Genomic DNA, 18,910 nt, shown 5'->3' with positions numbered 1-18,910 from the left:
GGTCACATGGGCATGGGCGCGATGTCGCACTCGATGCGGCGGCGCTGGCGGGCGGCCTGGAGCCAGGGGTGGTCGTTGCGCAGCACCGCGGCGAGGCCCTCCACGGCCTTGCGCTGGAGCACGTCCGCCTCGTCGGCCCGTCCGAGGCCCCGCAGATCGAGGGCGAGGTTGGAGGTGCAGGAGAGGGTGAGCGGATGGTCCCCGCCCGCCACCTCCTCCAGCAGCGGCAGGTTGGCGGAGTCGATGGCGTGCGCCCGCTCGAAGTCGAGCCGGGCGTACGCGGTGTTGGCCCGGCCGATGCCGACGGTGAGGGTGATGACGTGGTGCGCCCCGACCGTGTCACCGAGCCGGCGCTCGACGTCGTCCTCCAGTTCCTGCGCGGTGTCCAGGGCGCCCAGGGCCCGCTCGGTGGCGGCCTGGTTCGCCCTGGCCGCCAGCGTGTGCGCGTGGTCCGGTCCGAGGCGCCGCACCAGCCTGGCCACGGTGGACTCCGCGAGGCGCCGGGAACCCTCCAGGTCCCCGGACAGACGGCGGTCGACACAGACGTTGGTCGCCGTGGTCAGCGAGTCGAGGTGCTCGTCGCCGTAGCGGGACTTGAAGTTGAGCAGGGTCTCCTCGGCGAGCTTGGCGCCCTCGGCGAGGTCTCCGTCCCGGCGGCGGCAAACCGCGAGGTCGCGGGCGATACGCAGGGTCAGGGGGTGCTTCTCGCCGAGCGCGGTGAACGCCCTGCGGAAGACGTCCTCCTGCCATTCGCGCGCCTTGGGGTACTGGCCCGCCTCACGCATGTCGATGGCGACACAGTGCAGGGTGTTGAGCGTGAAGAAGCTGGATTCGCCGAGCAGCATGTCGCGCTGGCGGGCGGTCTCCTCGTCCAGTGGCAGCGCCTCCCTGAACTCCCCGCACAGTCTCAGGTCGACGCCCCAGCTGTGGCTGCCCCGCAACGTGGCCGGATCCTCGGGGCCGAACAGGGAACGGCCCAGCTCGGTGGCCTCCTTGCCTAGGTCCCGCGCTTCCTGGAACCGGCCCTGGTACCGGTGGGCGTCGGACATCTCGCACAGGGAGTCGATCAGTTCCTCCGTCTCGACCTGCACGCGGCGGGAGACCTCCAGCGCCTTCTCGGTGAGCGGGATCGACTCGGCGATCTGACCCACCTGGCGCAGCAGGAACGCGAAGCCCTTGGTCATGCGGATGACATAGATGTCCTCCTCGCCCGAGGCGGCGAGCCAGGCGCTCCACGCCTGCCGGCCGAAGGCCGCGGCGCCCTCGTGGTCGCCCCAGTAGTAGAGGAACCACATCGTGTCGTAGACCAGGTCGCGCACATAGGGGTCGGTGCTGGTCACGGCCTGGGAGGCGAGGACGTGGGGCAGCAGCGCCTGGTAGTCGCGCCACTCCTGGGAGGATCCGTAGGGGCCCCGGTTGGCGGCGGACAGCAGTTGGTGGGCGGCGTCCCGCATCCTCTCGCGTTCCTCTTCGCTCAGCTTGGCGAGGAGCACGGTCTGGAGCAGGCGGTGCATCTGCAGGGTGCCCGCGCGAGAGTCGACCCTGAGCAGGGAGAACTGGCTGAGGTCGCGGATGGCGCGGTTCAGTTTGATCGGCTCGCGCAGCATCGGGTCGATCTCGGGCGTGATGTTGACGCCCCGGCTGCTGCGCAGGATCGACCTCGGGATCGGCTCGGGAGCCATGCTGGCGCAGATGTCGAGGAGCTGGCGGGCGCCCGGATTGTTCTCCCTGATGCGCTCCAGGGAGATGTCCCAGGCGGCGGCGACGGAGACCGGGTAGTCGGGGCTCTGCTCGATCTCCAGGATCTCCGGGCTGCGCTGGGCGAGCAGTTCGAGGTACTCGTCGACCTCCATGCCGGTCACCCCGAGCCAGGCGCCCGCCTGCTCCACGGCGAGCGGCAGGTCACCGAGCGCCTCGGCGAGCCGGTCGGCGTCGTCCCGGGGCAGGTCCTTGGCGCGCTTCTGGAGCAGTTCGATGGACTCGTCGCGCTCGAAGACGTTCACCGGCAGCGAGGTGGCCACCCGTTCCCAGCCCCGGTTCCGGGAGGTGACGATGACCTTGCCCGGCCCGTTGTGCGGGAAGTAGCCGCGCACCGCCTCGATGTCCTCGGCGTTGTCGAAGACCAGCAGCCAGTTGTCGTACGGCGTCCCCGTGCGCAGCGCCTCCAGGACGGCGGGCACGGCGGTGTTGGCCGCGGCGGCGCCCAGGCTGTCCTGACCGGCCGGGGCGACGCCCAGCTGGGAGGCGAGGGAGGACAGCGCCGCCAGGATGAGGCTCTCGCGCTCGGCGGGGATCCAGCAGATGATCCGGTAGTCGCGCTGGTGGGTGTAGATGTACTCCAGCGCCAGCTGGGACTTGCCGACGCCGCCGAGGCCGTGCAGGGCGTTGGGCAGCACGGCCGCGGTGTCCTGGGCGGCGAGCTGCTCCTCCACGGCCCTCAGCAGCGCCTGACGGCCGACGAACGAGGTGTTGCGCATGGGCACGTTCACCAGTAGGGCCGGCGTTGCGGTCGTGGTGCGCTGCATGAGCGGCTCTGCCTCCGGGGTCTGTTGTGGGTGGGCGCCGGCCGTCTCGGACGGCGCGGATTCTCCGGTCGGATCGGACTGAGCCGATTCCGGGTTGATGTCGGTTGGGCTGGATGGAGTCGCTTCGTCCGGATTATTCACCTGTGGGGGTGGATGGGCGGACGCGCTGTTCTCCACCTGTTCCGCCGCGGCGGCGGGCGGGTTCCGGGACAGATTCGGTTCGATGCGCCGGGCCCGCTCGGAGTAGGGCCCCGACAGGGCTCGCATCACGGCCAGTTCGCTGCGCGCCCAGCCGCGGTCGGCGGGGTCGGGCAGCCGGGTCCGCTGCGGGTCGTGCAGGGCGGCGCGCAGGGCGACGCCCCGCTCCCCCGCGGCGGGCAGCTCGCCCACCACGCTGACCGTCTGGGCGAGTTGGCTGCGCGTGGTGGTCGCGAGCAGCGCCTCCCGGACGCCCTCGGCGAACTCGGGGCGCCCCTCCTCTCCGCCCTCCCAGTCGATCAGCCCGCCCATCAGGATCTCGGCGAGGTGGTCGGGGCCGGCCTCCGGCATGACGCGGCGCCGCAGCTGCTCGACGAGGTCGAAGTCGAAGGGCACGGCGGCGAGTTGGGTGGCGAGCCGGCGGGCGGAGGGGGTGGCCAGGCTGAAGAAGCGCCGTACGGCGGCCGTGGCGGCGCGCGGGAGGCGCGGGGCGCGCAGCCCGGGAGCGGGCGCGCCCTTGCTCAGGGCGCCCGCCAGCACCACGGGCAGTGAACGGCGCACGCCGCGCCCACCGGTGACCAGATCGGACCAGGCGGCGAGGGAGGCGGGCTTCAGGGAGAGCACCGGGACGGCGACGGAGCCGTCGCCCGCTTCGGGCAGGGGCCGCATGGGGTCGGGGCCGCCGGGCGGCGCCCAGTGCCCGAGGCTGCCGTTGGGGGCTCCGAACCCGCCGGCCTCCAGGACGGCCGGGTACGGGTAGAGCGAGGAGCGGTGGCGCAGATGCGGCGGCAGCAGATGGACGAGGGCGGTGGGGCCGGCGTGGGCGAGGCGGCCGAGGAGCTGGTCGGCGGCGGTGGCGGCCCAGCCGTGGGCGAGTCCGTCGGTGACGACGAGGAAGATCCGGCTGCCCCGGCCGTCGAGCAGTTCGGCGGGGTCGGTGACGGCCCGTCCCGTGGACCAGCGCAGGGTGGCGGTACCGGTGCGCGGCACGTTCACCCGGAGGGTGCGCACGCTCCGGAAGGCACCGCTGTGCTCGGCAGCGTGGGCCAGGCGCGCGGCGCTCTCCTCCCAGATCCGCATCGTGGGCGCGTCGTCGAGCAGCAGCACCAGGTCGAAGGCGGAGACCCGGGCGGGCCGCAGAAACGGCATCCACAGCCCGTCGACGAGGCCCTGTTCGGCGGTGGTCTCCTCGTCCAGCTCCAGCCTGTCGCGGGAGGGGATGCGGCGGGCCAGCTGGTGCAGGGCGCGTGCGAGCAGGGCCGTGACGCGGCCGGGGCCGGACGGGTCGGGTCCGGCCTGGGGCAGCAGCGGCGGCCCGAGGCGCAGGGTGAAGCGGCCTTCGGGGTGGGGTAACAAGCGGCTCACGGCCCGGGCGACGGTCCGGTCGGCGGAAGGGACCGGCGCGTCGGGGGCGTGGCTCGTGGGTGGCGGCTGGGGAGGGAGGGCGTCGCCGGCCGCGGGCAGACCGGGGAGTGCGTCGTCGTCCGCCGGTGGCCGGTCCGGTCGTCCGGCGTCGGCGTCGGTTTCCTGCGGGAGTGCGTCCTGCGGGATTGCGCCCTGTGGGCTCGCGTCCTCTGCCGCCTGGGCCGGCGCCTCCGGAGGCGCGCTGCCGGGACCTGCGTACCGGCTCCAGTGCGCGGCGAGCCACACCGCGTCGGCGAACTCCTGCCAGCGCGGGACGAAGTGATCGGGAGCGGCGACCCGGTCTCCGCGCTCGCTCGCACGCGCGAGCGGCTCGGGGGACACCGAAGGAGGCGGCGACGATCCCGATGCGGGATCCCCGTCGCCCGGTCCGGATGCGCGCTCCCGGGTCATCAGCGGCCCTTCGCGAGGTCGCGGAGCAGCATTTCGACGAGCTTACGCCCGTCACCGTCCGCCTGAAAACCACCCGCGGTAGTCATCTGGACAGCGTTGAGCAACTGGTCGAGGGAGTGGACACCACCCGCCTGGATCCGCTGAACGAACAGGTCGACGAGGTCTTCGGTGCCTCGCGGCCTGAGTCCCAAGTGCCCTTCCACCATGGCCAGTAGTTGCTCCCGGGTGGGTGTGTGCATCTCCATCGGCAGACAGCGGCGGCGGAAGGCGGCGGGGAATTCCCGCTCCCCGTTGCTGGTGATCACCACGACCGGGAACTCCCGGCACTCGACCCGCCCGCCGCGCACCACGGCCCGGCCCCCCGGGTCGCTGGTGTGCACGCTCGCGGTGTCGGCGGCGTCGCGCACCAGCTCCGGAACCTCATAACTTCCATTCTCCAGAACGTGCAACAGGTCGTTCGGCAGGTCGATGTCGCTCTTGTCGAGTTCGTCGACGAGAAGCACCCGGGGCCGTTCGTAGGGCAGCAAGGCGGTTCCCAGGGGCCCCAGTGTAATGAACTCGCCTATAACCGGCGCAAGTTGACGATCTTTTGACGGCGTCGTGTGGTTGACGGTCTGTTCGCCGTCTTCGAACACCGGCTGCGTCCGGTCCGCGTCGCGCAGGCCCGCCTGCCAGGCGGCGATGGCCTGGGCACGGCCCATGGCGTCGTGGACGTACAAGCCGTCACGCAGGCTGGTCCGGCTCACGATGTTCCATTCCAGCACCCGGCCGAGCCCCAGCTCACGCGAGATCAGGTAGGCGAGCGTCGACTTGCCGACGCCGGGAGGGCCGGTGATCAGCAGCGGGCGGCGCAGCAGCAGGGCGGCGTTGACCGTGTCTATCTGCTCCTCGTCGAGCTGGGGTGTGAGACCGCCGGACCCCAGGCGGCGCAGCTCGGCCTCGGCGTCGTCCGGGGGCGGGGTCTCGACCGGGCCGCCTCGGAACCTCCGCCAGGGCGGCGGGTCCGGCAGCACGGGCGGGGCGTCGCGCGGGCCCCCGGTGGCGTGGAACACCCGCCAGTCCTCCGCTGCCGTCCGTTCCTGTGCGCTCATGCCGAAGCCTCCTAGGTCAGCTGGCGAGATCGCCGGGGTCGGTGGCCTGGATGTCGACGACTCGGGTGGGGTCGTCCCACAGGAATCCGACGTTCCGGGCCAGGTACTGGACAGCGTTCTCCGCGCCACTCTCGGCGTTCCTGCGCATGCGGTGAATGACGGAAGGAAGCTGCACGGGCATCGTGACGGCCGCGAAGACCGCGGTCACCACTTCGCGCCGTTCCTCTATGAACACACCTCTGCGGTCCCAGACAGCCAGCCCGATCCCCTCCGCGATCGCCGCTTTGAGTGCCTCCCGGGCCGGCGCCCCGGTCGGCGCGTCCAACAGCACTGCCGTACTTCTCGATTCCCCGGCGAGCGCGATCTGCCACGCGCGCAGCCGCCGGGCGTCCGCTTGTCTCCAGGCGTGCACCGTGATCCCGTGCTGCTTCAGAGCCGCCCAACGCCGCTTCCACTGCTGCCGGACCACGGCGTTGTCCGTACGCATGCGTTCGAGACTGCGTAGATGGACCCCGTACCGCAGGCCGAGCGGAGTGGGCTGACCGTCGCCGATGGCGAACGTCAACCCCGCCACATCGTGGTTCAGCAGGTCGTACGGAAGGATGAACTCTATGTACGCAGGCGGCTCCTGGAGTCCGCTCCGGTCCGGTTCGCGGGGCACCAGCCAGAGCCGGGTGCCGCTCCGGAGCGCCTCGTCCACCGCTTCGCCGAGGCCGTCCAGGGGGATCGTGTCGGGCTCCCCGGGGCGTGGGTCCCACCGGCCCGGGGTCGCGTTGGTCCAGGTCCGCACGACCACGTCCGTGCTGCCGTCCCGGGCCGGTTCGACGGCGACGACGAGGGTGCGCGGGATGTCGGGCGACCACACCACCTCGGCACGTCTCTCCCGGCGTCCGGCCAGTTCGGCGGTCAGGCCCTCGCGTCCGGCCCAGTCCTCGACCCAGGCGGTCAGCGCGAGGCGGTGGTCGAGGGTCCGGGCGAGACGGGCCGCGTGATCGAGGAGGACGACGGCGGGCGGCAGGCCGTCGTCCTGTGCGTTCCATTCGAGAAGGTGCGCGAAGAGCTGTTCGGGGGTGAGCCCGTCGGGGAGGTCGACGCCGACGAGTTCCTCGGCCAGACCGTCCCGTAACCGTGCGGCGGGCAGGTCGCCGCGGGTGAGCGCGACGCGGGCGCTCTTCTCGTCCTCCTTGGACAGCGGTCCGGGCAGGGCGGGGGCGGGGGCGATCAGCCGTGCGAGTTCGTCTCCGGCCGGGGCGCCTTCGAGGATGCGGACCACGCCGACCAGTACGTGTTCCCCGCCCGCCACACTCAGCGCGGCGGTCACCAGAGTCACGACGTCCTCACGGAGCCTGACGCCGCGGATGTCCACCTGCCGGCCGAGCTGGCCTCCCAGCAGGCCGGCGAACTGCACCCGGCTCGGCGCGTCCTCCACGCAGCCCAGCTCGCTGAGGACTTCGGTGAGCTGTAACAGCAGCTCGAAGGGCGGCTGATGCCCGCCGTCGCCACCGGGATCGCCGGCGGCCGCACCTGTCCGCACCGACTTTCCCCCTGAGTCGGTTCACCTGCCTGACCGACCAGCGAAGTTAGCACGGCAACCAACGGTTCACCAGGGACGGTTGGGACCGGGCTCACGACTTCCGGCCAGGTTCGCGCCAGGTGCGCGCCTCCGGCCGGAAGTCGGCTCCACGGGTCACAGCCTCGGGTCCACCGGCTCCGACTCCAGCGCCAGCACCCCGAACACCGCCTCGTGCACCCGCCACAGCGGCTCGCCCCCGGCCAGCCGGTCCAGGGCCTCCAGGCCGAGCGCGTACTCGCGGATCGCCAGGGACCGCTTGTGGTTGAGGAACCGCGAGCGCAGGCGGGCCAGGTTCTCCGGGCGCGTGTACTCGGGGCCGTAGATGATCCGCAGGTACTCGCGGCCCCGGCACTTGATGCCGGGCTGCACCAGGCGGCCCTGGTTGTCCCGCACGAGTGCGCCGACGGGCTTGACGACCATGCCCTCGCCGCCGCGGCCGGTCATCTCCAGCCACCAGTCGACACCGGCCCGCACGGACTGCGGGTCGGCGGTGTCGACGTAGAGCCGCCGGGTGGTCTGGAGCAGGCCGCTGCCGTCGTGCTCGACGAGCCGGTCGAGCAGGGCGAGCTGCTCGTCGTGCGGCAGTCCGGCGAGGCTGCGGCCCTGGACCGCGAGGATCTGGAACGGTGCCAGGCGGACGCCGTCCAGGCCGTCCGTGGTCCAGCAGTAGCGGCGGTACGCCTCGGTGAACGCGGCCGCGTCGGCGGACCGTTCGCGGGTGCGGGACAGCAGCCCGGTCACGTCGACGCCCCGTGCCGCCGCTCCCTCCAGTGCGGCCAGCGCGCCGGGGAGCACCGCGCCGGACGCGGCGCCCACGGCGGCGTACTGCGACCGCAGCAGCCCGGACGCCTTCAGCGACCAGGGCATCAGCTCGGCGTCCAGCAGCAGCCAGTCCGTCTCCAACTGGTCCCAGAGCCCGGCCTCGCCGATCGCCGTGCGCACTCGGCCGAGGATCTCCTCGGTGAGGGCGTCGTCGTCGAGGAACGGGCGGCCGGTGCGGGTGTAGAGGGAACCCGTGGGGCCGTCGACGCCGAAGCGCTTGCGGGCCGTCTCCGCGTCACGGCACACCAGGGCGACCGCCCTGGATCCCATGTGCTTCTCCTCGCACACGACCCGGGCGACACCGTCCGCCGCGTACTGCGCGAAGGCCTCCGCCGGGTGCTCCAGGTAGCCCTCGACGTTTGAGGTCGCGGTCGGGGCCATCGTCGGCGGGAGGTACGGCAGCAGCCGCGGGTCCACCGCGAAGCGGCTCATGACCTCCAGGGCCGCCGCCGCGTTCTCCTCGCGGATCGAGATCCGGCCCTGGTGCCGGGTCTCCACGACCCGCCGGCCCCGCACGTCCGCCAGGTCCAGCGGGCGGCCGTCCTGCCCGCCGGGGGCCTCGGAGCGCAGCGGCCTCGCCGGCTCGTACCAGACCCGCTCGGCGGGGACGTCGACCAGCTCGCGCTCCGGCCAGCGCAGCGCGGTGAGCTTGCCGCCGAAGACGGCGCCGGTGTCCAGGCAGATGGTGTTGTTGAGCCAGGTGGCCTCCGGGACCGGGGTGTGGCCGTAGACGACGGCCGCCCGGCCCCGGTACTCCTCCGCCCACGGGTAGCGCACCGGCAGGCCGAACTCGTCGGTCTCCCCGGTCGTGTCGCCGTACAGGGCGTGGCTGCGGACCCGGCCGGAGGTGCGGCCGTGGTACCTCTCGGGCAGCCCGGCGTGGCAGACGACCAGGCGGCCGCCGTCGAGGACGTAGTGGCTGACGAGGCCGTCGATGAACTGCCGTACCTCGGCGGCGAACTCCTCGCTCTCGCCCGCCATCTGCTCGATGGTCTCGGCGAGGCCATGGGTGTGCTGGACCTTGCGGCCCTTGAGGTACCGCCCGTACTTGTTCTCGTGGTTGCCCGGCACGCACAGGGCGTTGCCCGACTTCACCATGGCCATCACGCGGCGCAGGACGCCCGGGCTGTCGGGGCCCCGGTCGACCAGGTCGCCGACGAAGACGGCGGTCCGGCCCTCGGGGTGGACGCCGTCGGTGTAGCCCAGCTTGCCGAGCAGCGACTCCAGTTCGGCGGAGCAGCCGTGGATGTCGCCGATGATGTCGAAGGGGCCGGTGAGGTGGGTCAGGTCGTTGAAGCGCTTCTCGGTGACGACGGTGGCGGTCTCGACGTCCTCCACGCCGCGCAGGACGTGCACCTTGCGGAAGCCCTCGCGCTCCAGGTGCCTGAGGGAGCGGCGCAGTTCGCGGGTGTGGCGCTGGATGACCCTGCGGGGCATGTCCGCGCGGTCGGTGCGGGCCGCGTTGCGCTCGGCGCACACCTCCTCGGGCACGTCGAGCACGATGGCGATCGGCAGCACGTCGTACCGTCTGGCCAGCTCGACGAGCTGACGGCGGGCGTCGGACTGCACGCTGGTCGCGTCCACGACGGTGCGGCGGCCGGCCGCGAGGCGCTTGCCCGCGATGTAGTGCAGGACATCGAAGGCGTCCTTGGTGGCGCTCTGGTCGTTCTCGTCGTCCGAGACGAGACCGCGGCAGAAGTCCGACGAGATGATCTCGGTCGGCTTGAAGTGCCTGCGCGCGAACGTGGACTTGCCGGAGCCGGAGGCGCCGACGAGCACCACCAGGGAGAGGTCGGTGACGGGCAGGACCCGCCCCTCGCGTACGTCGGTCATGCCGCCTTCGCCTCCTTCGGGGTGGTCAGGGTGAACACGGCCATCTGGGTGGGCGGTCCCACCTCCGGGTCGTCCGGGCCGACGGGTACGAACTCGGCCCCGTATCCGTGCCGTTCGGCCACCGCCTGCGCCCAGGCCCGGAACTCCGCACGGGTCCACTCGAAGCGGTGGTCGCCGTGCCGGACGTGGCCGGCCGGGAGGCTCTCCCAGCGCACGTTGTACTCGACGTTCGGGGTCGTCACGAGGACGGTCCTGGGCCGTGCTGCGCCGAACACGGCGTACTCCAGGGCGGGCAGCCGGGGCAGGTCGAGGTGCTCGATCACCTCGCTGAGCACGGCGGCGTCGTACCCCTTGAGCCGGTTGTCCGTGTAGGCGAGCGAGCCCTGGAGGAGCTTGACGCGCGCGGCCTGCCGCTCCCCCATGCGGTCCAGCTTCAGCCGCCGGGACGCGATGGTGAGCGCGCGCATCGACACGTCCAGGCCCACGATCTCCGTGAACGCCGGGTCCTTGAGCAGCGCCTGCACCAACTGCCCCTGGCCGCAGCCGAGATCGAGCACCCGGGCGGCACCGGACGACTTGAGCGCGGCCGTGATCGCCTCCCGGCGCTGCACGGCCAGCGGGGTCGGCCGCTCCTCGGTCTCGGTCTCCGCCTCCACCGCGTTGTCGATCTCCTCGACCTCGCTGTCGTCCGCCTCCGCCAGCCGCACCAGCTCCAGCCGCTCCGTCGCCTGCCGGGTCAGCGACCAGCGGCGCGAGAGGTAGCGGCTGGTGATCAGCTTCTGCTCCGGGTGGCCGGGCAGCCAGCCCTCGCCGGCGCGCAGCAGCTTGTCGACCTCGTCGGAGGCGACCCAGTAGTGCTTGGCGTCGTCCAGGACCGGCAGCAGGACGTAGAGGTGGCGCAGGGCCTCGGCGAGGGTGCGGTCCGCGGACTCCAGTTCGAGCCGGACGTAGCGCGAGTCGCCCCACTGCGGGAATGCGGTGTCCAGCGGCACGGGCTCGGCGGTGACCGTCCAGCCCAGCGGCTCGAAGAGCCGTCGTACCAGCGCGGGGCCGCCCCGGGCGGGCAGCGCCGGCACCTCGATGCGCAACGGCCGGGGCACGGCGGGCAGTTCGGGCCGGGCGTTGCAGACGCCCTTCATCGCGCTGGAGAACACGCCGCTCAGCGCCACGGCGAGGAGGGAGGAGGCGGCGTACGGGCGGTCGTTGACGTAACTCGCGAGTGCCGCGTCCGGGGCGCCGCCCCGGCCCTTGCCCTTGCCGCGCCGGACCAGGGCCACCGCGTCGACCTCCAGCAGCAGCGCCGCCGTGCAGCGCCGGTCGTCGGCCTCGGGGTAGAGGACGTGGGCCGTGCCGTAGGAGGTGGAGAACGCCTGCGCCTTCTCGGGATGCTTGTGCAGCAGGAAGCCGAGTTCGGTGGCGGGGTGCTCCGGGGTGCCGGTGGTCGTGATGGTCAGAAACACGGTGGGTCGACCTTTGATCAGTGGTCTGAACTGCGGATACGCCCCACCGTACAGAGCGGGCACCGGCGGCACCCGGGAATTTTCGCTAGCCTCCTGATCGACCGGGCGTTCGAGGGGGATTCGGGAGGGCGCCCACGCGCAGATGCGGAGGCCTCACGTGACAGACGCCGGGACCAGCGGGGGACACATCGACACCGGCAAACCCCACTCGGCACGCATGTACGACTACTACCTCGGCGGGAAGGACAACTACCCGGTCGACGCGGAGGCGGCGGAGCAGGTGATATCCCTCTTCCCCGCCGCCAGGGAACTGGCGCGGACCAACCGCCTGTTCATGCACCGCGCCTCCCGGCTGCTGGCCGGGCGAGGCGTCCGGCAGTTCCTCGACATCGGAACCGGCATTCCGACCGAGCCGAACCTGCACCAGATCGTCCAGGAGACCGTCCCGGAGGCCCGGGTGGTGTACGCGGACAACGATCCGATCGTCCTCCGGCACGCCCAGGCCCTGCTGCACAGCACGCCGGAGGGAAGGACCGCCTACGTCCACGGCGACGTACGGGAACCGGGGAAGATCATCGCGGCGGCACGGGAGACCCTCGACTTCACTCAGCCGATCGCGCTGTCCCTCGTCGCCCTGCTGCACCTGGTGGGGGACGAGGACGAGCCCGCCCGGATCGTCCGCGAGCTTCTCGAACCCCTGCCGTCCGGAAGCTACGTGACGCTCTCGCACGCCACCGGCGACTTCGACCCGGAGACCTGGGAGCGGGTCGTCGAGGTCTACCGCAAGGGCGGGACGGCGGCGCAGGTGCGCTCCCGTGCCGAGTTCTCGGCGTTCTTCACGGGACTTGAGCTGGTGGAGCCGGGGGTGGCACTGGCCGCTCGGTGGCATCCCGAGCTCGGGGAACAGACCGGCGGCGAGGGCGAGGAGATGCCCCTCTACGTGGCGGTCGGCCGCAAGCCCTGACGGGCGGCGCGGGCCTCGACGGACGGCTGTCCGGCGGATCGCGCTCCACGCCCGATCCGCCGGACGGCCGTCCCGCTGTCGGGCCGTACAGGCCTTACGACAGCTGGGACTGCACCTGCGAGGAGATCAGCTCCAGGTGGTCGAGGTCGTCCAGGTCGAGGATCTGGAGGTAGATGCGGCTCGCGCCGATCTCGGCGTAGCGGCCGATCTTGTCGACGACCTCGGCCGGGGTACCCGCCAGGCCGTTGAGCCTCAGTTCGCCGGGCTCGCGGCCGATCGCCTCGGCCCGGCGGGCGACCTCCTGGTCGTCCCGGCCGACGCAGACGACGAGGGCGTTGGAGTAGACGAGGTCGTCACCGCTGCGGCCGGCCTCCTGGGCGGCGGCACGGACCCGGCCGAACTGGCGCTCACTGTCCTCGATCGAGCCGAACGGGATGTTGAACTCGTCGGCGTACTTCGCGGCCAGTCGCGGGGTGCGGGTGGCGCCGTGGCCGCCGACGAGCACGGGGATCTTCTCCTGCGCGGGCTTGGGCAGCGCGGGAGAGTCCGTGAGGTCGTAGTAGGTGCCGTGGAAGTCGTAGGTCTTGCCGAGGTCCGTCGACCACAGGCCGGTGACGATCTCCAGCTGTTCCTCGAGGCGGGCGAACTTCTCCTTGGGGAACGGGATGCCGTAGGCCTTGTGCTCCTCCTCGAACCAGCCCGCGCCGAGGCCGAGCTCGACCCGGCCGCCGGACATCTGGTCGACCTGCGCGACCTGGATGGCGAGCACGCCGGGCAGGCGGAAGGTGCCGGCGGTCATCAGGGTGCCGAGCCGGATGCGCTTGGTCTCGCGGGCGAGTCCGGCCAGCGTGATCCAGGCGTCGGTGGGGCCGGGCAGGCCGTCCACGGAGCCCATGCGGAGATAGTGGTCGGAACGGAAAAATGCGTCGAAGCCGAGCTCCTCCGTGGCCTTGGCCACGGTGAGCAGAGTGTCGTAGGTGGCCCCCTGCTGGGGCTCGGTGAAGATGCGAAGATCCATGCTTCCATCCTGCACGCCGGGCCGTGGGACGACGCGATCGGACCCCCGCCCCGCCCGGTCCCCGGTCGGGTGAAATTACGTCCATACCGCGGGTCCCGCGTGACCGGGCCAGTGACCGGCCCCGTTGATGATCGTTGGCTCGGGCGGAGCCGGAGCCCCCGGCTTCCGCACCGGCCGGTGAGCGCCGGGGCGTCACCCGCGTCGGCCTCCCCGGGGGCCAGGGGCCGAGGAGGCCGTCATGTCCGAAGAGACCGTGCCGCAGCAGGGCGGGACCGGGCAGCCGAAAGGGCTGTTGCAGCAGATGGAGGAGCTGATGGCGGCGCTGAACGCGGACCTGTCGGCGCTGGACGCGGATCTTCAGGCGGCGGGGGACGCCGACCGGAGGCCGGGCGAGGAGGAGCCAGTCGGCTGAGGTCCGCTCCGGCGGGGCGGGCCGGGACCGGCCTTCGGCGGCCGCTACCCCGCCTCCTTCTCCGGCAGCGCCTGTTCCCGGTCCGCGAGTCTGCGGAGCATTTCCAGGACGCGGTCCCGGGACTCGTCCGCCGCGTCGATGGCTTCCATGCACTGCCAGTACGCGCCCTCGTCGTCCGCGGCGCTGGCGAGGCCCACGAGGGCGATGCCGACCTCGCCGAGGAGGCCGCCGAGGCACATCAGGGTGTGGCGGGCGTCGCCCAACTCGGTGAGCCGGCCCGCCCGCAGCTCACCGGGGGCCAGTTCGGGCGGGTCGAGGACACCGCAGCCGCGGCCCGCCAGCTCCGTCAACCCCAGTGCCTCGCCGCGCAGTTCGGGCGGGCCGGCGACCGCGAGGCGGCTTCCTATCGCCTGTGCGAGGGCCTGCGCCTGCCACACCTCGGCCAGGATTCCCGGCACGTCGCCGCCCGCCGCCAGGGACCGCCTGCTCGTCATGATGAGCCGCACCGCGTCCATGCGCTGCCCCCGTCCTGTCCGACGCGCTTCGCGCGTCCGTCCGCCCGACTCCCTTGTTCACTACCCAGAGTGAAGGGGTGTGAGACGAAAAGCCAGAGGAAGACGGAAATCTGCGGACAACAATTCGGATTCGGGCTGCATTTTGGTTACACAGAGTACAAGTGGACTGTGCGACTCCTAGATCGGGAACCTCCGTTCGTTCCGGTCGATCTTCGCGTCCAGTGCGGCCAGCGGGTCGATGCCGAGCACCTGGCACAGCTGGAGCAGATACGCGAGCACGTCGGCGACCTCGTCCGTGACCCGGTGCGCGGTGTCCGGATCGCTCATGACACGGGCCGACTCCTCGGGCGTCAGCCACTGGAAGATCTCGACCAGTTCGGACGCCTCCACGCTGAGCGCGGCGACCAGGTTCTTGGGGGTGTGGTAGGGCTGCCAGTTCCGCGCGGCCGCGAACTCGGCCAGCCGGCGCTGCAGTTTCGCCACGTCGAGAGGTTCTGTCACGGCTTCAGGTGTACCACCGTGACCCCGTCGGTCCCGGCGGCCCACGACGGGTCGCTCACCGCGCCGACCAGCCGGACGTGACCGCGCTCGCACATCCGGACCGCGAGCCGCAGCAGTTCGCCCCGCTGGCCGGGGTCGAGTCCCCGGTCGAAGCCGTCGGCGAGGACGGTGAGCGTCTGGAGGGCGGCGGGCACCTCACTGGCCGGGTCGACCTCCAGCACCCCGGGGCCGGTGAGCAGCACCAAGGCCAGGGCCGTGTACCGCAGTTCACCGTCACCGAGCCGCCGCAGCCCGGTCCGGACGCCGTCGCCCCGGTCGAGCACCGCCCGCACCGTCCCGTCGTCCAGTGGCTCGGCGAGCACGTCCGCCACCGGCCCCGCGCAGCCGGCCCGGACCGCGGCGACGAACTGCGTGTGCCGGTGTCCGCACTCGGAGCGCGTGCGCAGCAGGACGTCGGCGAGGTTGCCGCAGCCACGCAGGAGCCGCCCGGAACCGGCCGGCACGGGGCCGCGCATCCGGCCGGGGTCGGGATCGCAGGCGAAGGCGGAGCGCAGGGCGACGACCATCTGCTCGGCTGCGGACAGCACCCTGCGCTGCCCGGGCGTCCGGCCTGCCACGCGCAGCGGCAGCAGGGCGGTGCCGAGCCGGTCGTCCGGCAGCGGGCCACGGGTCACCGGCGTCGGTCCGGCCGTGTGCCAGGCGGCCTGCACGGCCCGCTTCCCGGGGTCGCGCAGGGCCGTCTCCAGCAGCACCAGCCCGTCGGCCGTCAACCGCTCGCCCACGACGCGCAGTTGAGGCTCGGCCTGCACGGCGACATCGAGCCGGACCGGGCCGGCGGGCCCGTCGGCCGTACAGCCGATACGGAAGCCGCGGCGGCGCTGCGCGTCGGGCCGGGCCCGCTCCGGTACACAGGCGACGGGGTCCGGGAACGCCTCGCCGAGCGCCGCGCCTCCCCCGAGCCGGGCGAGCGCCTCGTACGCCCGCAGCGCGGTCGACTTGCCGCAGCCGCTGGCACCAGCGAGGAGCGTGAGCGGCCCGAGCGGGAGAGCGGCGCGCCGGTGGCCGGCGAAGGCGGAGAGCCGCAGTTCGGTGATGCGCGGCCGTACGAGCGAGGCCGGAGGCGTGGGAGCGGGGGGCTGGGTCATGTCCGGACCGTAGGACTCCGCCCGCGGGACGAACCGTTCCGTCTCCTGGGGCTTCCTACGATCGGGCGACCCGGCCCCCGACGGGCGTCACACCCCGGGAACCCCGACCCCCTCCATCAGTCCCGTCACCTCGGTCCCCGCCGGCGTCAGCAGGAACACGTTGCGGTCCACCCGGTGCATTCCGCTCGCCAGGCCGAAGACGACACCGGTACTGAAGTCGAGGACGCGCTTGGCGACCTCCGTCTCCGCGCCGGTCAGGTCGAGCAGCACCGGCACGCCCGCCATCAGGGTCTCGGCGACGTCACGGGCGTCGGCGAAGACGTTCACCCGCAACAGGACGAAGCGGCGTCGCGCCTCCGTCTCGGCCTCGGGCATGGACCGGTGGCCGACGGACGACGGCCAGGCGTCCCGGCCCCGCAGCGGCACGACCTGGGCGAGCCCCTCCCACTGTTCGTCGGTGACATCGTGGCTGTTCACCGGCATGCTCCGTCCTGGCTCGCGCTGGCTGTCTCCATCGGCCAATTCTTGCGTACGGTCACCCGTTCGGCCCAACTGCGACACGCTCCGCCACCTCGATGCACCTCACAACGGCCGGAAGACGGCTGTGTGACGGGCGTAACTCCTCGTGATCAAGCGATGTGACACCTGCGTAACGGGGCGTTCGTACCGTCGACGGCATGACCACGACGCCCCGTCCCCAGCAGGAGACGCAAGCGGTGCGCACCGTCTGCTCGTACTGCGGGGTGGGCTGCGGTCTCGTGCTCGATGTCGCCATGGGGCCGGACGGGCGGCGCACGGTCCTGAAGGCGTCCGGTGACAAGGCTCACCCGGCGAACGCGGGCCGGCTGTGCACCAAGGGCGCGACCACGGCCGACCTGCTCGCCGCCCCCGGCCGGCTGACCAGCGCGCTGGTCCGGGACGACCGGGGCGAGGAGCCGGTGCCCTCGCCCGTCTCCGACGCGATCGCCGAGACCGCCGCGCGGCTACGGGCGATCGTCGACACGCACGGGCCGGACGCGGTCGCCTTCTATGTGTCCGGGCAGATGAGCCTGGAGGCGCAGTACCTGGCGAACAAGCTGGCCAAGGGGTTCGTGGGGACGAACGCGATCGAGTCGAACTCGCGGCTGTGCATGGCGAGCGCGGGCACCGGCTACAAGCTGTCGCTGGGCGCGGACGGGCCGCCCGGCTCGTACGAGGACTTCGATCAGGCGGACGTCTTCCTCGTCATCGGCTCGAACATGGCCGACTGCCATCCGATCCTCTTCCTGCGGATGATGGAGCGGGTCAAGGCGGGCGCCAGGCTGATCGTCGTCGATCCGCGGCGGACCGCGACCGCGGCCAAGGCGGACCTGTTCCTCCAGATCCGGCCGGGGACCGACCTCGCGCTGCTGAACGGCCTGCTGCACCTGCTGCACGAGGACGGGCACACCGACCCGGAGTTCGTCGCGGCCCACACCGAGGGCTGGGAGGACCTGCCCGGGTTCCTCGCCGACTACGCCCCGGCGGCGGTCGCGGAGATCACCGGGCTCGCCGAGGACGACATCCGCCGGGCCGCCCGGCTGATCGGCGAGGCCGGCCGGCAGTGGATGAGCTGCTGGACGATGGGGCTGAACCAGTCCACGCACGGCACCTGGAACACCAACGCCCTGGTCAACCTGCATCTGGCGACGGGCGCGATCTGCCGTCCGGGCGCCGGGCCGTTCTCGCTCACCGGCCAGCCCAACGCCATGGGCGGGCGCGAGATGGGCTACATGGGCCCGGGGCTGCCGGGGCAGCGGTCGGTGCTCGTGCCGGAGGAGCGGGCGTTCACCGAGGACGTGTGGGAGCTGCCGCCGGGGACGCTGCGGGCCGACGGGGTCGGGCAGGGCACCGTCGAGATGTTCCGGAAGATGGCCGACGGGGAGATCAAGGCCTGCTGGATCATCTGCACCAACCCCGTCGCCTCGGTCGCCAACCGCCGTACGGTCATCGAGGGCCTGGAGGCCGCCGAGTTCGTCGTCACGCAGGACGTGTTCGCGGACACCGAGACGAACGCGTACGCCGATGTGGTCCTGCCCGGCGCCATGTGGACCGAGGCGGAGGGCGTCTTCGTCAACAGCGAGCGCAACCTCACCCTGACCCGGGCCGCCGCGGATCCGCCCGGGGAGGCGATGGCCGACTGGCGGATCATCGCGGAGGTCGCGTGCGCGATGGGGTACGAGAAGGGGTTCTCGTACGACAGCGCCGAGCAGGTCTTCGAGGAGATCCGGCGGTTTTACAACCCGAAGACGCAGTGGGATCTGCGCGGTGTCTCCTACGAGCGGTTGCGCCGGACGCCCGTGCAGTGGCCGGCGGCGCGGGAGGACGGGCCGGAGCGCAATCCCGTCCGGTACGTGGGTGACGAGGGGCTGCGCTTCCCGACGGCGAGCGGTCGTGCCGTCTTCTTCGCCCGGCCACATCTGCCCGCCGCGGAGCTGCCGGACGACGACTATCCCTTCGTCCTCAACACCGGGCGGGTGCAGCACCAGTGGCACACGCTCACCAAGACCGGGAAGGTCGCCAAGCTCAACAAGCTGAACCCCGGTCCGTTCGTGGAGCTCCACCCGCGGGACGCGGACGCGCTCGGGGTCGCCGAGGGCGATCTGGTCGAGGTCGCCTCGCGGCGCGGGCGGGCCGTGCTGCCGGCGGTGGTGACGGACCGGGTGCGGCCGGGCTGCTGTTTCGCGCCCTTCCACTGGAACGACCTGTTCGGCGAGTACCTGAGCATCAACGCGGTGACGAGCGACGCGGTGGATCCGCTGTCGTTCCAGCCGGAGTTCAAGGTGTGCGCGGTGTCGCTGGCGAAGGTGGCGACGCCCGTGCGAGAGGCGTCCGGGCACGAGGCGGCGGGCTCCGTGGGCGAGGAACCGGCCGGGACGCTGACGCCCACGGCCGTCACCCCCGCCGGGACCGACCCGTTCGGCCTCCAGCCCTCCCCTCCCCCGGTCCTGTCCGCCCAGGAACGCCAGTACCTCACCGGCTTCCTCGCCGGGCTCGGCTCGGGCGCCCCCGGCGTTCCG

The 18,910-nt window shown here is 72.3% G+C and carries 13 protein-coding genes; 3 read left to right on the top strand and 10 right to left on the bottom strand.

The window, feature by feature from the left end; translation table 11 throughout:
- Window positions 1-2 precede the first annotated feature (2 nt).
- The 5 genes from fxsT to CCL05_RS07740 all read right to left on the bottom strand — a co-directional run bounded on the left by fxsT (window position 3) and on the right by CCL05_RS07740 (window position 11,317).
- Window positions 3-4,469, bottom strand: a complete 4,467-nt coding sequence (fxsT, locus tag CCL05_RS07760; protein WP_341868244.1) for an FxSxx-COOH system tetratricopeptide repeat protein — start codon at window positions 4,467-4,469, stop codon at window positions 3-5.
- Between the two features lie 68 nt (window positions 4,470-4,537).
- On the bottom strand, window positions 4,538-5,629 hold the full coding sequence (locus CCL05_RS07755; protein ID WP_086559741.1) for an AAA family ATPase: 1,092 nt from the start codon (window positions 5,627-5,629) through the stop codon (window positions 4,538-4,540).
- Window positions 5,630-5,645: 16 nt separating this feature from the next.
- Window positions 5,646-7,163 (bottom strand): VMAP-C domain-containing protein, encoded by a 1,518-nt coding sequence (locus CCL05_RS07750; protein WP_086559740.1) that lies wholly within the window; start codon window positions 7,161-7,163, stop codon window positions 5,646-5,648.
- Between the two features lie 153 nt (window positions 7,164-7,316).
- The gene (locus tag CCL05_RS07745) at window positions 7,317-9,857 is read right to left on the bottom strand and encodes a polynucleotide kinase-phosphatase (RefSeq protein WP_086559739.1); all 2,541 of its coding nucleotides are present in this window, start codon (window positions 9,855-9,857) and stop codon (window positions 7,317-7,319) included.
- Complete coding sequence (locus CCL05_RS07740) at window positions 9,854-11,317, bottom strand: 3' terminal RNA ribose 2'-O-methyltransferase Hen1 (protein WP_086559738.1); 1,464 nt, start codon at window positions 11,315-11,317, stop codon at window positions 9,854-9,856. The genes CCL05_RS07745 and CCL05_RS07740 overlap by 4 nt, the downstream gene beginning before the upstream one ends.
- Before the next feature lie 157 nt (window positions 11,318-11,474).
- Between CCL05_RS07740 and CCL05_RS07735 the strand changes: the two genes are divergently transcribed.
- On the top strand, window positions 11,475-12,281 hold the full coding sequence (locus tag CCL05_RS07735; RefSeq protein ID WP_279629925.1) for an SAM-dependent methyltransferase: 807 nt from the start codon (window positions 11,475-11,477) through the stop codon (window positions 12,279-12,281).
- Between the two features lie 94 nt (window positions 12,282-12,375).
- On the opposite strand, the gene CCL05_RS07730 is transcribed toward CCL05_RS07735, so the two are convergent.
- Window positions 12,376-13,299, bottom strand: coding sequence for an LLM class F420-dependent oxidoreductase (locus CCL05_RS07730; protein WP_086559736.1), 924 nt, complete (start codon window positions 13,297-13,299; stop codon window positions 12,376-12,378).
- Between the two features lie 238 nt (window positions 13,300-13,537).
- Between CCL05_RS07730 and CCL05_RS45135 the strand changes: the two genes are divergently transcribed.
- Window positions 13,538-13,711, top strand: a complete 174-nt coding sequence (locus CCL05_RS45135) for a hypothetical protein (protein WP_167409526.1) — start codon at window positions 13,538-13,540, stop codon at window positions 13,709-13,711.
- Between the two features lie 44 nt (window positions 13,712-13,755).
- On the opposite strand, the gene CCL05_RS07725 is transcribed toward CCL05_RS45135, so the two are convergent.
- The 4 genes from CCL05_RS07725 to CCL05_RS07710 all read right to left on the bottom strand — a co-directional run bounded on the left by CCL05_RS07725 (window position 13,756) and on the right by CCL05_RS07710 (window position 16,355).
- Window positions 13,756-14,226 (bottom strand): DUF6099 family protein, encoded by a 471-nt coding sequence (locus CCL05_RS07725; protein ID WP_086559735.1) that lies wholly within the window; start codon window positions 14,224-14,226, stop codon window positions 13,756-13,758.
- Between the two features lie 177 nt (window positions 14,227-14,403).
- Window positions 14,404-14,727, bottom strand: a complete 324-nt coding sequence (locus CCL05_RS07720) for a nucleotide pyrophosphohydrolase (protein ID WP_086559734.1) — start codon at window positions 14,725-14,727, stop codon at window positions 14,404-14,406.
- Entirely contained in the window at window positions 14,724-15,872 is a 1,149-nt protein-coding gene (locus CCL05_RS07715; protein WP_086559733.1) for an AAA family ATPase, read from the bottom strand. The genes CCL05_RS07720 and CCL05_RS07715 overlap by 4 nt, the downstream gene beginning before the upstream one ends.
- Before the next feature lie 87 nt (window positions 15,873-15,959).
- Window positions 15,960-16,355 (bottom strand): cell division protein SepF, encoded by a 396-nt coding sequence (locus CCL05_RS07710; protein ID WP_086559732.1) that lies wholly within the window; start codon window positions 16,353-16,355, stop codon window positions 15,960-15,962.
- Window positions 16,356-16,549: 194 nt separating this feature from the next.
- On the opposite strand from CCL05_RS07710, the gene CCL05_RS07705 reads away from it, so the two are divergent.
- Window positions 16,550-18,910: molybdopterin oxidoreductase family protein (locus CCL05_RS07705; RefSeq protein ID WP_143589829.1), on the top strand; the 2,361-nt coding region annotated here is incomplete at its 3' end.

The sequence above is a fragment of the Streptomyces africanus genome (assembly GCF_002150735.1).
In the GTDB taxonomy this organism is placed as follows: Bacteria; Actinomycetota; Actinomycetes; order Streptomycetales; family Streptomycetaceae; genus Streptomyces; species Streptomyces africanus.
Note: the sequence above shows the minus strand (reverse complement) of the source record. Positions and strands in the feature narration are given on the sequence as shown.